The organism is Mycolicibacterium septicum DSM 44393, from assembly GCF_000455325.1.
Classification (GTDB): Bacteria; Actinomycetota; Actinomycetes; order Mycobacteriales; family Mycobacteriaceae; genus Mycobacterium; species Mycobacterium septicum.
Map to the genome: position 1 here is coordinate 3,714,719 of NZ_HG322951.1, position 14,747 is coordinate 3,729,465.

At 65.6% G+C, this 14,747-nt stretch carries 16 protein-coding genes; 7 read left to right on the forward strand and 9 right to left on the reverse strand.

What is annotated here, in order from left to right; translation table 11 throughout:
• Nucleotides 1-67: 67 nt before the first annotated feature.
• Entirely contained in the window at nt 68-850 is a 783-nt protein-coding gene (locus TX88_RS17445) for a serine hydrolase (protein WP_210741479.1), read from the reverse strand.
• 89 nt (nt 851-939) lie between these two features.
• On the opposite strand from TX88_RS17445, the gene TX88_RS17450 reads away from it, so the two are divergent.
• The 3 genes from TX88_RS17450 to TX88_RS17460 all read left to right on the forward strand — a co-directional run bounded on the left by TX88_RS17450 (nt 940) and on the right by TX88_RS17460 (nt 4,038).
• Complete coding sequence (locus tag TX88_RS17450) at nt 940-1,638, forward strand: MBL fold metallo-hydrolase (RefSeq protein ID WP_044518513.1); 699 nt, start codon at nt 940-942, stop codon at nt 1,636-1,638.
• Between the two features lie 44 nt (nt 1,639-1,682).
• Entirely contained in the window at nt 1,683-2,501 is an 819-nt protein-coding gene (locus TX88_RS17455; RefSeq protein ID WP_044518514.1) for an acyl-CoA thioesterase domain-containing protein, read from the forward strand.
• Between the two features lie 166 nt (nt 2,502-2,667).
• Complete coding sequence (locus tag TX88_RS17460; protein WP_044518516.1) at nt 2,668-4,038, forward strand: LLM class flavin-dependent oxidoreductase; 1,371 nt, start codon at nt 2,668-2,670, stop codon at nt 4,036-4,038.
• Nucleotides 4,039-4,049: 11 nt separating this feature from the next.
• Here TX88_RS17460 and TX88_RS17465 read toward each other — a convergent pair whose 3' ends face one another.
• From TX88_RS17465 to TX88_RS17480, 4 genes are all read right to left on the reverse strand, one after another.
• Entirely contained in the window at nt 4,050-4,517 is a 468-nt protein-coding gene (locus tag TX88_RS17465; RefSeq protein WP_044518517.1) for a GtrA family protein, read from the reverse strand.
• A gap of 78 nt (nt 4,518-4,595) precedes the next feature.
• Nucleotides 4,596-5,909: a cytochrome P450 gene (locus tag TX88_RS17470; protein ID WP_244438442.1), complete on the reverse strand. Its 1,314-nt coding sequence runs from the start codon at nt 5,907-5,909 to the stop codon at nt 4,596-4,598.
• Entirely contained in the window at nt 5,906-6,370 is a 465-nt protein-coding gene (locus TX88_RS17475; RefSeq protein ID WP_209446996.1) for a hypothetical protein, read from the reverse strand. The genes TX88_RS17470 and TX88_RS17475 overlap by 4 nt, the downstream gene beginning before the upstream one ends.
• Nucleotides 6,371-6,411: 41 nt before the next feature.
• Nucleotides 6,412-7,770, reverse strand: a complete 1,359-nt coding sequence (locus TX88_RS17480; protein WP_044518521.1) for an aromatic ring-hydroxylating oxygenase subunit alpha — start codon at nt 7,768-7,770, stop codon at nt 6,412-6,414.
• Nucleotides 7,771-7,965: 195 nt separating this feature from the next.
• On the opposite strand from TX88_RS17480, the gene TX88_RS17485 reads away from it, so the two are divergent.
• The 4 genes from TX88_RS17485 to TX88_RS17500 are packed head-to-tail and all read left to right on the forward strand — an operon-like array spanning nt 7,966 to nt 10,318.
• Entirely contained in the window at nt 7,966-8,436 is a 471-nt protein-coding gene (locus tag TX88_RS17485; RefSeq protein WP_162563154.1) for a hypothetical protein, read from the forward strand.
• Nucleotides 8,437-8,455: 19 nt separating this feature from the next.
• Nucleotides 8,456-9,073 carry a TetR/AcrR family transcriptional regulator gene (locus TX88_RS17490; protein WP_044518524.1) on the forward strand — a complete coding sequence of 206 codons (618 nt, stop codon included), beginning with the start codon at nt 8,456-8,458 and terminating at the stop codon, nt 9,071-9,073.
• A gap of 35 nt (nt 9,074-9,108) precedes the next feature.
• Complete coding sequence (locus TX88_RS17495; protein ID WP_044519522.1) at nt 9,109-9,942, forward strand: EamA family transporter; 834 nt, start codon at nt 9,109-9,111, stop codon at nt 9,940-9,942.
• A gap of 19 nt (nt 9,943-9,961) precedes the next feature.
• Nucleotides 9,962-10,318, forward strand: a complete 357-nt coding sequence (locus TX88_RS17500; RefSeq protein ID WP_044518526.1) for a hypothetical protein — start codon at nt 9,962-9,964, stop codon at nt 10,316-10,318.
• A 2-nt stretch (nt 10,319-10,320) separates the two neighbouring features.
• On the opposite strand, the gene TX88_RS17505 is transcribed toward TX88_RS17500, so the two are convergent.
• The 4 genes from TX88_RS17505 to TX88_RS17520 form a co-directional block, all read right to left on the reverse strand.
• A complete protein-coding gene (locus TX88_RS17505; RefSeq protein ID WP_044518527.1) occupies nt 10,321-11,166 on the reverse strand; it encodes an ABC transporter permease in 846 nt (281 codons plus the stop codon).
• Nucleotides 11,163-12,038, reverse strand: a complete 876-nt coding sequence (locus TX88_RS17510; RefSeq protein ID WP_044518528.1) for an ABC transporter permease — start codon at nt 12,036-12,038, stop codon at nt 11,163-11,165. Before TX88_RS17510 ends, TX88_RS17505 begins: the two co-directional genes overlap by 4 nt.
• Before the next feature lie 5 nt (nt 12,039-12,043).
• Complete coding sequence (locus TX88_RS17515) at nt 12,044-13,240, reverse strand: polyamine ABC transporter substrate-binding protein (RefSeq protein WP_044518529.1); 1,197 nt, start codon at nt 13,238-13,240, stop codon at nt 12,044-12,046.
• A gap of 68 nt (nt 13,241-13,308) precedes the next feature.
• A complete protein-coding gene (locus tag TX88_RS17520; RefSeq protein ID WP_244438443.1) occupies nt 13,309-14,337 on the reverse strand; it encodes an ABC transporter ATP-binding protein in 1,029 nt (342 codons plus the stop codon).
• Between the last annotated feature and the right edge of the window lie 410 nt (nt 14,338-14,747).

Consider the following 14,747-nt stretch of genomic DNA (forward strand, 5'->3'; position numbering starts at 1 on the left):
GCGATTCGTCTGATCAACATGGGCTAGGAGTTCCCCCAGGCCGCCAGAGCAAACCTGTGCGGTCGGCTCAGTGAGGACCGGCCAGGAGAACTTCGCTGAGGTGGGTGGTGGTCTGGACTCCGTCGTCGTAGCCGCCCTGGTCGCCGAGGGCATTCATGATCGCCAACGTGTACCGCTGCTGCGGTCCCGCGAAACCGACGCTGTTGATCACCCAGCCGCCCTGTTCGAGTGACCAGCCGTCCTTGTTACCGGGATTCATCGCCGCGCCCGCACCCCAGACACCCCACTGCTGGTTGGCGTCCACGTGCTGCAGTGCGTCCACGATGCCTGCCGTTTCGGCCGGCGGGAGGCTGGTCAGCGTGTAGTTCATCAACCGGTCCAGATCCTCGGGCGTGGCCTTCTGGAAGCCCCAGTACGGGAAGGTCTTGCTGAATCCGCGTTGCGGTTGTAGCCCGGTCAGCCCGTACGCCCCGAAATCGGCGTTGAAGGCCTGGTGATCGGCGCCGCTGTACCGGGTCCACAGGGTGTCGGCGGCGTCGTCGTCGGACGAGTGCAGCATCGCTGCCATCAGGGCCCGGTCCGAATCGGTCAGCGTCACGGCCCCGGCCCGTTGCCTGGTCAGCAGGTCGACCACCATGCCCAGCTTGATCGTGGACGCCGTCCACACCAGGTCACCGGCGTGCGCGTTCCGGTAGACGGCGCCGGTGGTGCGGTCGCGCAGCACGTATCCGACCGTGCCGGGGCGGCCCGCCAGATAGGCGTCGGCGGCGGCGACGCGCTCGGCGAGGCTGCAGTCCGCCCCCGTCGTGCAGGCTGCCCGCGCCGACGGGATCGTGATGCCGCACGCCATCGCGACGAGTACGCAAACAGAGAACAGGAGGCGATGCACAGGAGTAGCTTCGCAGGCGTGCGTCCCATTGCCGGCATCGACGGTGGGCAATGAACTACGACTGGGAACAGTTGGGCGAGGGTGTGTGGCGCACCCGCCTGCCGTTCCTGGATGTGACGGTAGGACTCGTCGGTGGTCGCACGCACGCCCTGTTGGTCGATTCCGGCACCACGTTGGCCGAGGCCCGCGGCATCGAGGCCGACGTTGCCGCGCTGACGGCGCGACGGGTCGGGCATATCGTCCTGACGCACAACCATTTCGACCACGTCCTCGGCTGCTCGTGGTTCAGCGAGGCCGAAATCCATTGCGCACCAGAGGTTGCCGCTGCCATGACATCGGGCCGGGCGCACCTGCGCGAGGATGCGATCCGCTACGGCGCCGATGCCGACGATGTCGACCAGGCCATCGCGGCGATGCCCGTCCCCGCACACCAGGTGTCCGGCGGCGATATCGATCTCGGCGGTCGGACCGTGACCATCCGGCGTCCCGGCCGGGGCCACACCGACCACGACCTGATCGTCACGGTGCCGGGCAGGCACACGGTGGTGTTCTGCGGCGATCTCGTCGAGCAGTCCGGTGACCCGGTCATCGACGCCGACTCCGACCTCGAGGCCTGGCCGGTCACCCTGGACGCGGTGCTCGCCGCGGGCGGGGAGGACGGAGTGTTCGTCCCCGGCCACGGCGCCGTCGTCGACGCGCATTTCATCCGGCTGCAGCAGCGCTGGCTGAGCGCCTGGTCCGCTTCGTGATCCCCGCCGACAAATTTAGTTAGCCCATATGCGACGATTCGCCGATGACCGAGGTTGACGCCCATTTTGTGCAGTCCGAGCAGGACAGGTTCCAGCCGACCCGCTTTGCGCAGAGCCACTGGGGTGAGGATCACCTCAACGGACCGGCGTTGGTCGGTCTGGCCGCGCGGGCGCTGGAAGCGGCCTTCGGACTGCCCGAATTTCTGCCGGCCCGGTTGACGGTCGACCTGTTCAAGGCCGCGCGCGGGGTGCCGACCACGACGAAGGTGGCGTTGGTCCGCGACGGTCGGCGGGTCCGCAACTCCGAATGCGAGCTGGTGCAGGACGGTGTCACCGTGGCACGTGCGACGTTGGTGCAGTACCGGCTCAGTGCACCCCCGCGCGGTGAGGAGTGGACGGCGCCGACCCACTTCGAGCCGCCGACCGCGCTCGATGGGGACCGGACCACCTATATGGGCAGCGATGCGGGCGGTTGGAGTCGCGCCATCGCCGAACATCAGAACGCGTCCCGCAAGCGCTTCATGAATCGGACCATCACCGTGGTGCAGGGACAGCCCAACTCGCCGTTCGTGCGGGCCGCGATGGCCGCCGAGGGCACCAGCCTGGTGACCAACCTGGGCACCGCCGGTGTCGGTTACATCAACGGTGACCTGACCGTCGCCCTGTCGCGGTTGCCCGGCGACGAGTGGATCGGCGTCCAGGCCGATTCGCACTGGGCCGCCGATGGTGTCGCCGTCGGTGGGTCGACGCTGTTCGACAGCGCGGGGGCGTTCGGTACCGGCCTTGTCACGGCGATCAGCAATCCCGCGGCGCAGATCGATTTCTCCCACGACCCGTTTCCGGATCGCACCGCACCACGGTGACCGACATGCCGGCCGATGTGGTCGTCCGATTTTGATCGGCCGGATTTGATCCCTTGTTTCGGCCGCCGGGTTGGCAGATAGTTTCGCCGCCCCGCGGGATCTGTGAGCCCGCGCGTTGTTCGCCGGTCTCCGCCGGCGGAGCTGAACCTGCTGCCGGAGGTCTCCCGTGACACGCCAGATCGTGCTCAATGCGTTCGACATGAACTGCGTGGCCCACATCGTGGCCGGTACCTGGCGACACCCGGACTCGCAGGCGGTGCGCTACAAGGACATCGACTACTGGCTGGACCTGGCCCGGTTGCTCGAACGCGGCCTGTTCGACGGACTGTTCATCGCCGACGTGCTCGGCATCTACGACGTCTACGGGGGTGGCCCGGCAGCCGCGCTGCGTTCGGGCGCCCAGGTGCCGGTCAACGATCCGCTGTTGGTGGTGCCCGCAATGGCCACCGTGACCGACAATCTCGGCTTCGGTATCACCGCGGCCACGTCGTTCGAGCACCCGTACTCGTTCGCCCGCCGGATGTCCACGCTGGATCACCTGACCAAGGGGCGGGTCGGCTGGAACATCGTCACCGGCTATCTGGAGAGTGCCGCGCGCAACCACGGCCTGGACACCATCACCCCCCATGCCGACCGCTACGACATCGCCGACGAGTACACCGAGGTGCTGTACAAGCTGTGGGAGGGTTCATGGGAAGACGATGCCGTCGGCACCGCGCCGGGTCGGGCCGCCTACGCCGATCCCGCCAAGGTGCACCCGATCGGGCATGACGGCAAGCACTTTCGCGTCCCCGGCATCCACTTGTGCGAACCCTCGCCGCAGCGCACCCCGGTGCTCTACCAGGCCGGTGCGTCGAATCGCGGCCGTCAGTTCGGGGCCGAGAACGCCGAGGTGATCTTCATCGGGGCGCCGACCAAGGAACTGTTGCGCGAGGCGGTGGCCGATATCCGGGCCAGGGCCGCGGCGGCCGGGCGTGACCCGTATGACGTCAAGATCGTGAACGGGCACGTGGTCGTGACGGGGGCGACCGAGCAGGCCGCGCAAGCCCGATATGACGAGTTCCGGCGTTACACCGATCCGGAAGGGACGCTGGCACTGTGGTCCGGGTGGCTCGGCACCGACCTGTCGCGGTTCGACCTCGATGATCCGGTGGCGGTCACCGACAACGAGTTCCTGAAGTCCTCGGTGGAGACGTTCGGCCAGGGCCAGTGGACGTTGCGCGACTTCATCGACTCGAAGTCGATCGACGCCGAGGGCGGCTTCACCGTCGGGTCGCCGACGAAGGTGGCCGACGAGCTGCAGGAGTGGTTCGAGGAGACCGATGTCGACGGTTTCAACCTGACCAACGTGATCACACCGGGCTCGTTCGTCGATTTCGTCGACCACGTGGTGCCGGAGTTGCAGCGGCGCGGGCTGTACAAGACCTCGTACGAGGAGGGCACGTTGCGCAACAAGATGTTCGGGCGCGGTCCGCGGCTGCCCGAATCGCACCGGGCGGCGGGCTACCGCGACCTCGCCGAATCCCTGACCAGCTGACTCCCGGTGCGTCAACGGCGAAACACGAGCCACCGCATGGCGCTGTACATGTAGATCGCCTCGCAGCCGCCCGCAACGATGCGGGCCAGGTGGTACTCGACACCGACAGCCGCCAGCCCGCTGGACACCCCCAGGATGAATGCCAGGTAATTGATCACGACGACCACCACGTACACCGTCAGCTGGGGACCGACGGCGGCGTGCGAACGGAAGTTCAGGGTCCGGTTCAGGTAGTACGCCAGGCCGAACGCCCCCACGTATCCGACGGTCACCGCGAGCGGGAGCGGCACCCTGAATGCGCCGTGCAGGGCCGTGAGGATCGCCAGGTCGACGCCGAAGGTGAACGTGTTGATCAAGACGAAACCGAGAAATGTCGGGGCCACAACAGAATTCAGCGGCGCCGGCAGCGCGCGGACGACCAGGACACAGAACCGGTGGAACCGTTCGGCGGTAGCTGCCCGGCTTCGATCGTCTCGCACATGGACACCGTGGCATCGGAAGGTGTCAGGTTCGTGAGCGCCGAGCGAACTCCGATGAAGCCCTGGCGATCCCGCGCATCATGCCCCGGTTCGGGCCGGGGTGAACCGGATGTTCAGATGCGTCAGACCCCGCAGGATGAACGTGGGCAGATAGCGGTATCTGCGGGCGTCCGGCGGGCCGTGGACCTCCTCGTCGATCCAGATGCGTTCGGTGCGGTCGAGTAGCCGGTTCAGGCTGACCAGGCCTTCGGTGCGGGCCAATGGGGCACCCGGGCAGCTGTGCGGTCCGCGACCGAACGCCACATGGTTGCGGGCATTGGCGCGGTCGGCATCGAAGCGGTCCGGATTCTCGAACTTGGCGGGATCCCGGTTCATCGCGGCGTTCACCAGCATGACGGTGGTCCCGGCGGGAACCTCGACGCCGCCGATTCTCACGGGGACCTTGGCGAGCCGGAAATCTCCGCGCACCGGGCTCTCGTAGCGCAGGGACTCCTCGATGAAACGTGGGATCAGCGTGCGGTCGGCGCGCAGCCGACGCTGCAACTGCTGATCTTCGGCCAGGATCAGCACCGCGGCCGACAGCAACCGGATGGTGGTCTCCTGTCCCGCGGCGAACAGGTTGGCGGCCACCCGGACCGCGTCGATCACCTCGGGGGTGCTCCCGTCCGGGAAGGTCGCAGCAGAAACCCCGGTCAGGACGTCCTCGCGCGGCCGGGCCCGCCGGTCACCGATGTACTCGGTGAATTTCCCGTACAGGTACTCCAGGGGCGTCTGTTGCAGCGACTCGCCCTTACTGCTGCCGATCGTGCCGGTGTGGCCGCCGTGCAGCAAGGCTTGCTGGAACTCGGGATGATCGGATTCGGGAACTCCGAGCAGGTCGGCGATCACCAGCATCGCGAAGGGGCCCGCGAAATCGTCGATGAACTCGCAGCAGCCGTCGGTCAATGCGGTGTCGTACTGACGGTCGGCGATCCGCCAGATGAACTGTTCGTTCTCCTTGAGCCGCTTGGGCGTGATCATTCTGGCCAGCAGGGCACGATGATCCGTGTGCTTCGGCGGATCGAAGGTGGGCAGCTGGTCGTTGAACGGCAGGTCGTCGCGGTGGGATTCGATCAGATCCGAGATGTCGGTAGCGCCCGATCCGTCGAGTGGAACCGGAAAACCGGGAAACGGGCCGGTGACCGACAGGCACGAGGAGAAGCGTTCACTGTCGTTGTAGATCGCCACGCCCTCGTCGTATCCGGTGACCATCACGACGCCGTGGTGTGTCTCCGTGCGTAGCGGACATTCCGTGCGCAACTCAGCCAGGTAGGCGTAGGGGTCGTGCAAGAGCCTGTTGTCGGTGAAGAAGTCGACGGCGTCGACATCGCCACGGTTGGTCTCGATGCTCACTCCGAGATCTCAACTCCCTCATAGCTGGTCAGCATCTCGGTGTTCGGCAACGCCATCTGCAGATAGACGTCGATGTGACGGATCTTGTCGTCGGGGGTGAACTCGTACACCGAGATCGAGTTGACCACGGACTCGAAATCGCCCATCTTCGTGCGTTCTTCGAGCTCGAGGAACACCACGCCGTCGACCTCGCTGACCCGTTTGAACAAGCCGTCCCATTCCGAGGCGGTCGCCCAGTTGGTCAGGAAGCCGGTGTACTGCTCCCAGTTCATCACCTCTTTGAAGTTGCCGACCCGTTCGAACTCGTCGGCGGCGACCAGATCCGCCAGCGGCGCCCAGCCTTCGTCCCCGAACCCGGGTTGTTTGGCGGCGTCCACGAGCCGCTTGGTGGTGACCGCGTACTGCACCGCCGCGCGACTCCGGCCGGTGTAATCGTCGACGACCTCACTGACATGCTTCAACGAAAAGACCTCTTCTGTAGTGATTTTCGAGACAGGATCGATCAGGAGCGGACGCCGGCCGACTCGAGATACTTGTCGACGACCGAATGGAAGTGCGCGATGACGACCTCTTCCTTGACCAGGGCCATATGCTGCAGCGCAGTGTTACGCAACCCGGTCTGCTGGCGGGGCATCTGCTCGTAATCCTGTTGCAACGCTTCGAAATACTTGTAGCTGCCGGCTTCGTCGACGACGATAGGTTCGGCTGTGAACGCGGCTTTGGCCTCGTCCGGCAACCACATGTAGCTGGCGACGTGCCAGATGCACCGGTTGGGGTCTCCGTCGGGGTGGGGCAGCGACATGATGATGTGCGCTTCGCCGGCGCGGATGGTCATGAAGAAGTTCGGGAACAACACCCAGCCGTGGTTGTCGCTCATCTGGGCGTCGGTCAGCCCGCTGACGTCAAGCCCCATGGCGGTCAAGGTGTCTCGCGTCGCTTTCTGCAGCAACGTGCGGGCGGTGACCTCCTCGGGAAAATTCAGCGACCCGTCGTCGGCGCGGTATTCGGCGACGAGTTCCTGGAAGCGGGGGATCACCGCGACGGTCGAGGGGAAGGTCTCGGGCAGGTCCATGATTCCGTCGACCTGATGCTCCGGGGTGGCGCCGACGACGTCGAACGGCGCCATCGACACACTGTGCTGCTCGAAGAACCGGTACCGGCTGGTGGCGGGATCGATGTTGATGACCCGCAGGAGCTGTGGGTGGATCCCGTCGATGTGGTAGCCCTCCTGGAAGGCGTCGAGCACGACCTTCCAGTTGCAGTCGATGGCCTCGGTCACGTCCATCACGGTGACCATTTCGTCGAGGTGGTACGGCGCCAGCATGGTCGCCACCTCCTCTCCGATGAAGTCCGCCAACGGTGCCGCATCCGGATCCGGATTGAGGAAGATGAACCCGGCGAAGGTGTCCACCGCGACCTCGATCAGCCCATGTGTGTCCTTGTCGATCGGGCCGGCCAGCGCCTCCCGCAACATGCCCTTGAGGCGGCCGTCCAGGTCGTAGGACCACAGGTGGTACTGGCACAGGAAGCCTCGCTTGGCATTCCCGCGGGCCTCGCGGCACAGCACGTTGCCCCGATGGCGGCAGGCATTGACGAACGCGCGGATCCCGTCGTCCTTGCCGCGCACGATGATGTAGGACTGATCGAAGATGCGGTACTGCTTCCAGTCGCCGGCCTTGTTCAACTCATCGACCCGGCCGACCACCTGCCAGACTTTCTTCCAGATCGAATCACGTTCCTGGGCAACAAATTCCGGCGCGACGTAGCGACTCGTCGGAATCTCCATCCGGTACGCATCCGGGGCGATGTCGTCCAGGCGGGTGGCGTTCTCGACCCAATCTCCGGGGCGTGCTGTCGGCACGGGCGGACCTCCTCGATCGATATGTGGGCGGGTGAGGTGTCGCTGACGGCCGGTATGCCGGCCCTGTCGGCGCCAGTGGTGCTTGTGACTGCAATCACTACTATACATATGCGTATATCTAATACAAGAATGAATATGCGTGGTCGAAGCGCAGCGATCGTGGAGGTGTTGCGGGTGCGGTCTCAGTTGGAGCTCATGGCTGAAAGTGCGGAGCAGGCGGTGATCTGGGCCGGCGGGCTGATCTGCGACCGGGCACTCGCGGGCTGGCAGGTCGTGGTCTGGCTGCCCGAGGTGACCGGGTCGGTGGCGCTGACGATTCTGGGCGCCGAGGCGCGGGCCGCCGGATCGGAGGTCGCCATCGCCGGCACCGGAGTGCCGCTGGTCCGGCTCGCCCCGGTGCCTGCCGGGGCTGAGCAGCTTCAGACGTATCTCTGTGACCGGCCGGACCCCGGCGAGGCCGCAACGGGAAGGGCCAGTCCGCAGGTGGTCGTCGACGGCGTACTCCACCATCGGCTCAGCTTTGCTGCGCGGGCCTTCAAGGCGCAGGCGCTGACAGCCTGTGGGCGAGCTGGCTCCGTCGGAGAGGTGGAGATGTTCCGCCCTACCGACCTGCGGTGGTCAATCGGCCCATCTGCTGGCCGGACCGTGACAACACAAGTGCGATGACCTTTGACAGGATGGGGCTATGGCCGAACGCTGGACCAAACAACGCCGCTTGGAGCACACCCGCAACGTCCTGCTGGACGCCGCTGAGGAGGTGTTTGCGCGCAAGGGGTTTGACGGAGCCGCGCTCGAAGACATCGCGGAGGTCGGAGGCTACACGCGCGGTGCCATCTACTCCCATTTCGGGAGTAAGGCCGAGTTGTTCCTGGCGGTCATCGAACGGCAGCGCCAACAATTCCTCGACGGGTTCGCCGACGTCATCGCGACGTTTCACCGGCTCGAGGACCTCGATGCCGACGAACTCGGCGACCGCTGGCGGGATCTGGTCGCGGCCGAGGGGCCCGACCGCGCGGTCCTCGGATCCGAGTACACGCTGTTCCTGCTGCGCAATCCCGAGGCGCGGGAGCGCGTGGCCGCACAGCGGGAGGAGACGGTTCGTGCCCTCGCCGACTACGTCTCCAAAGGCGCTGCCCGGCTGGGAGGCCACCTGAGCATCCCGGCGCTGGACCTGGCCCGGGTCATTCTGGCCGCCAACGACGGCGTCACGCTCAACAGCCTGCTCGACGGCCAGGCGGTCTACCGGCCGTTCCTTCGCATGGTGATGGCCAATATCGTTGTCCCCAAGGGGAACAACTTGTGACCAACAGCGGACATCCGGCGCGCACCGGCGCGCTGATGGCCATGGCCTCCATGCTGTGCGTGCAGATCGGGCTCGCGGTTGCGGTCGGTCTGATCGATGACATCGGAGCCGAGGGTGCCGCTTGGCTGCGCCTGGCGTGGGCCGGCGTTCTGATGCTCGTGATCGTGCGGCCGCGCCCGTCGGCCTTCACCAAATCCGCATTCTGGACCTGCGTCGCGCTCGGCGTGGTCACGGCCGGGGTGACGATGCTCTTCATGGCGGCGCTGTCCCGGATCCCGCTCGGCACGGCCAGCGCGCTGGAATTCCTCGGCCCGCTCGGGGTCGCCGTGGCCCACGGGAAGGGGCGCAATCGGATTCTGTGGCCCGGGCTGGCAGCGGCCGGCGTGGTGCTGCTCACCGAGCCCTGGACAGGCGACGTCGATCTCATCGGTGTGCTCTACGCGGTGTGTGCCGCGCTGTGCTGGGCCTGCTACATCCTGCTGACGCAACGGGTCGGTGACGAGGTGGCCGGCATCAAGGGGCTGGCGGTGTCCATGCCGGTCGCCGGCCTGGTCGGCACCGCGGTAGTCGGGCCGTCGGTGTTTCCTCAGCTGACGCCGCAGCTGCTCCTCATCGGAGTGGGGCTGGCGATCCTGCTGCCGGTGATCCCGTTCGCCCTCGAGATGTCTGCGCTGCGGTACCTGAGTACGGCCGCGTTCGGCACCCTGATGGCCCTGGAGCCGGCATTTGCGATGCTGGTCGGTTTCGTTCTGCTCCACCAGGTCCCGGCCCCGGCCGCCGTGATCGGCATCTGCCTCGTGGTGGCCGCCGGGATCGGCGCGGCGCGTACCGGGGCGCGTGCCACGCCGGTCCCTGCCGAGATCGGCTGATCCGGCTACCCTGGCGCCAATGGCACGTGGAATCTTCAATTCCCCGATCACCCGCTGGTTCAACGCGGCCGCGATCGGCCTCACCCGAGTTCCGGTGTTCGGCCGGTGGATCGGCCACGGTGTGGTGGTCATCCGGTACACCGGGCGCCGGTCGGGCCGCACGTTCGAGACTCCGGTTTCCGTGACGCGCGAGGGCAACGAGGTGACCATCAACGTGATGGCGCCGGACAGCAAGAACTGGTGGCGAAACTTCCTCGGCGAGGGCGGTCAGCTCACCCTGCTGAACCTGGACGGCAGCGACCGTACGGGGCACGCCGTTGCCCACCGTGACGACCGGGGCAAAGTGGCCGTCACGGTGGGACTCGACGCACCCTGACGTCAGGCGTCGATACGCTTGCGCCGGTACAGCGTTCCGAACATGAGCAGCAGGAGGCTCGCCACCAGGATCGCCGTGGCCAGCACATTGATCTGCGGGGGTACCGCAGCCTTGACCGCCGCGTTGACGTACAGCGGATAGGTGACCGTGGAGCCGCTGACGAAGTAGGTGATGATGAAGTCGTCCAGGGACAGGGCGAACGACAACATCGCAGCGGCCACGATGCCCGGAACGATCAGCGGCAGAGTCACTTTGAAGAACGTTCTGGTCGGGCTGGCCCCGAGATCCATCGACGCGTCCTCAAGCGTCCAGTCGAATCCGCGCACTCGCGCCCGCACCGTCATGGCGATGAAGCTCACCTCGAACGCGATGTGGGCGATGAGGATCGTGGTGTAGCCCGCTGCCCAGCCGAGGTCGAGGAACAGGGTCAGCAACGAGGCACCCATCACGACCTCAGGTGCGGTCAGCGGTAGCACCAGGAACGTGTCGACCGCCTTCTGGCCCCGGAACCGTTGGCGCACGAGCGCGATGGCGACCAACGTGCCGAGCACAACGGCTACCGCGGTGGATACCGCCGCGACGTTCAGGCTCAACTTGAGCGCATCGGTCAGCGCCGGGTACTTGAACGGGTGTGCCCAGTTGTCGAGGGTGAAGCCCTGCCAGGTGTAGTTGAACTTGCCCGCCGGCTTGTTGAACGAGAACAACACGATCACGAAGATCGGCAGGAACAGGTACAGCAGCACCAGGCCGGCGACGATCCGCAGGGACCAATCACCCCATCGCGGTGATCCTTTGACCACCTTCGGGGTGGCCGGGCTCGTGGCGTCTGCCAACGCGGTCGACGTCATACGAGATCCTCCGTGCCCAGCGCCCGCGTGTAGAGCAGCACCCCGACCAGGATGATCGCCATCAGCACCATGCTGAGTGCGGCCGCGGCCGGATAGTCCTTGACCACCAGGAACTGCTTCTGAATCACGTTGCCGATCATGGTGGTTTGCGTGCTGCCGAGGTAGTCGGCGTTGATGAAATCGCCGGCCGCGGGGATGAACACCAGCATGCTTCCGGCCAGCACTCCTGGCATGGACAGCGGCAGAATGACTTTGGTGAAGCTGCGGGTATTCGACGAGTACAGGTCCTTGGAGGCCTCGATCAGGCGGGGATCGATCTTCTCGAGACTCACGTACAGCGGCAGGATCATGAAGATGATCCAGTTGTAGGTCAGGCCTCCGATCACGGCCCAGCTCGTCGACAGCAGCCGTCCTTCACTCGGCAGCAATCCGATGGATCCGAGTGCGCTGACCACCAATCCGTCATCGGCCAGAATCGTCTTCCACGCGATGGTGCGGATCAGGAAGGTCACGAAGAACGGCAGGATGACCAGGCCCAGGATCAGGTTCTTGTATCGGCCGGCCTTGAAGGCGATGACGTAGGCCAGCGGAAAGGCCATTACCGCACACAGCACGGTCGCCACGAATGCGTAGCCGAACGTCCGCAGAATCTGGTCCTGATACGCGCTGAACGCGTGCAGGTAGTTGCCGAAGTTCCAATCGAACTCCAGCGTCGGTAGGTACACCGAACCGCCCGACGTCGACAACGAGGTGCGCGCCAACGAGAAGAACGGCACCACAAAGAAGATCCCCAGGTACACCAGCGCCGGCAGGATCATCAGGTAGGGAGCGATCTTGCTCCGCTGCCGGTTGCTGGTGGCTGCGCCCGCCATCGGCGTCAGCCTCCGGTCACTGCGGCGTAGAGACTGTTGAACTCCTGGGTCTTCTCGTCAGTGAGGGCCGGCCACGACTTGAGCTTCGCGAGCATGTCGGCAGGCGGGTTGATCAGCGGGTTGCTCGCCAGCTTCGGATCGATCTTGGCGAGTTCGTCGGTCATGTCCGACAACACCGGCACGAACTGGGTGAACGCGATGAGCTTGGCGTAGTTCGCCCGGTCGTAGACGTAGTCGATCCACGCCTCGGCGGCCTTCTGGTTCTGCGTGGTGTAGGGGATCACCATGGTGTCGATGAACCAGTCGCCGCCGGTCTCGGGCACGATGAACTGCAGGTCCGGGTTGTCGGCCTGCAGCTGCACCACGTCACCCGAATACGCCTGAGCGACAGCGATGTTGCCGGCCGCCAGATCGTCGGCGTAGTCGTTGCCGGTGAACCGGCGGATCTGACCCTTGTCCTTCTGCTCACGGACGAAATCGACGGCCTTGGTGATGGACTCGGTGGTCGGATCCTCGACGGAATTGCCCTGCCACTGCATGATCATGCCGAGCCCGTCCTGGACGTCGGACAACAAGCTGACCCGGCCCTTGAACGCGGGATCCCACAGATCGTCGATCTTGGTGATGTCGCGCCCGGTCGCGGCCTTGTTGTAGGCCAGGCCCACCATGCCGGTCATGTACGGCGCGGTGTACTTGCGGCCCGGATCGGCCTTCGAGTTGAGCAGGTCCTCGCGCAGGTTCTTCTTGTTGGGGACGCGGGAATCACGGATCTCGTTGAGCCACTTGAGCCCGGCGAGCCGGACCGCCATGAACTCGGTGGGTACGACGAGATCGGCGCCGATGTCCTGCTTGCGGGACAACGGTTCCTTGACCTTGGCGAACCACTGTTCGTTGTCGTTGAAATCCTCTTTGTAATCCACGGTCAGACCCGATGCGGTCTGGAACGCCGCGACGAATCCTTCGGCCATGTACAGCGGCCAGTTGGAGATGCGGACTTCGCCGGTGGCCGGTGAGCCGTCGTCGGGGGCGGCCGACGATGTCGCACCGGAACCTCCCTCACCACCTGATCCGCACGCGGCCAGCACGGACGGACCCAGCGCGAGTGCGGCGGCGGCTGCTGCGCCGCCTCCCAGGAAGCGGCGCCTCGAGGTGCGATTCGCGGTGAGCCGGGCGAGAAGTTGGGGATCGAATTGAGCGGGCATGGGCGACCTTTCTGAATTCGGGCGCTTTCGTCGATGAAGGGTGGGCGAGGGTCGGCTGGTGCCAATGCCTACGTGTCGTCGAGCATCTCTTCGAGATCCTCGGTGGTGGGGATGTCCGCGGCCGGAAGTACCCGCGACGCGCCCGGTGACCAACTCACGTGCACCTGGTCGCCCGGGCGCAGAAGTGGGAGGTCCTGCTCGGGGCCGACGTGGGCGATGATCGTCGAATCATCAGGTGCGGCAAGGGAAAGCCGGAGAACCGGACCCTGGAACGTCAGGTCCTTGACGGTGGCGGGCACGGTGGCCACATCTCCGGTGGGCACCTCCATCGAGACGCGGACCCGCTCGGGCCGGATCATCAGGGTGGCGTGGCCGCCGGGTTCGATGGTGGTGTCGCCGGGCTTGGCCTTGAGCGTCGTGCCGAGCACGTCGACCTCGACGAAGTCGCGGTTGGTCCGCCCGGTCTGGCGGCCCGGCCACAGGTTGGCCTGCCCGATGAAGCTGGCGACGAACACCGTTGCCGGGCGGTCGTAGATCTCGGTGGGGCTGCCGATCTGTTCGACGTTTCCGTTGTTCATCACCGCGATCCGGTCGCTCATCGTGAGCGCCTCTTCCTGATCGTGGGTGACGTAGATGAACGTGATGCCGACCTCGCGCTGAATGCGCTTGAGTTCGAACTGCATCGCGTGGCGCAGCTTGAGATCCAGGGCGCCCAGCGGCTCATCGAGCAACAGTGCGCTGGGGTAGTTGACCAGGGCACGGGCCAACGCGACCCGCTGCTGCTGGCCGCCCGAGAGCTGGCCCGGCTTGCGCTTGGCGAAGTCGGTGAGCCGGACGATCTCGAGCAGCTCGTCGACGCTGCGTTTGATCTCAGCCTTGTCCTTCTTCGCGCTGCGCGGCCCGTAGGCCACGTTGTCCCACACGGTCATGTGCGGGAACAGCGCATAGTGCTGGAAGACCGTGTTGACGTTGCGCTTGTGCGGTGGCGTGTGGGAGACGTCGACGCCCTCGAGCCGGATGGCACCCTCGGTCGGGCTTTCGAATCCGGCGATCATGCGCAGCGTGGTGGTCTTCCCGCAGCCCGAGGGGCCGAGCATCGAGAAGAACTCACCCGATGCGATGGAGAAGTCCGCCTCGGCTACGGCTAGGTAGTCGCCGAACCGTTTCGTGACGTGGTCGATCTCTATGACTGGCGCGCCGGTGCGTGGCGTGCCGTCGTGTCCCGTCGACTTGTCGACGGCGGTGATATCTGGGCCGGTCAGCGGAATCCTCCTCCAGTACAGCCGGGAAGCTGTCGGTAAACAATCGCCGATGGAGCCGACCTTCGCAACCGTTTCCGCAATGAATTAACAATTTTTCAATGGAATCCTTCGTCAGAATCGGGTTGACAGCGCGATTCCATAGCGTGGCAGGCGAACGGCCACGGCGGGTGCGGTCGGTCCATGGTCCGGAGGGGCAGTGACTGGCTGGGCTCAAGTTTCGCAGCTCAGCGGGCTGTCACGACGGG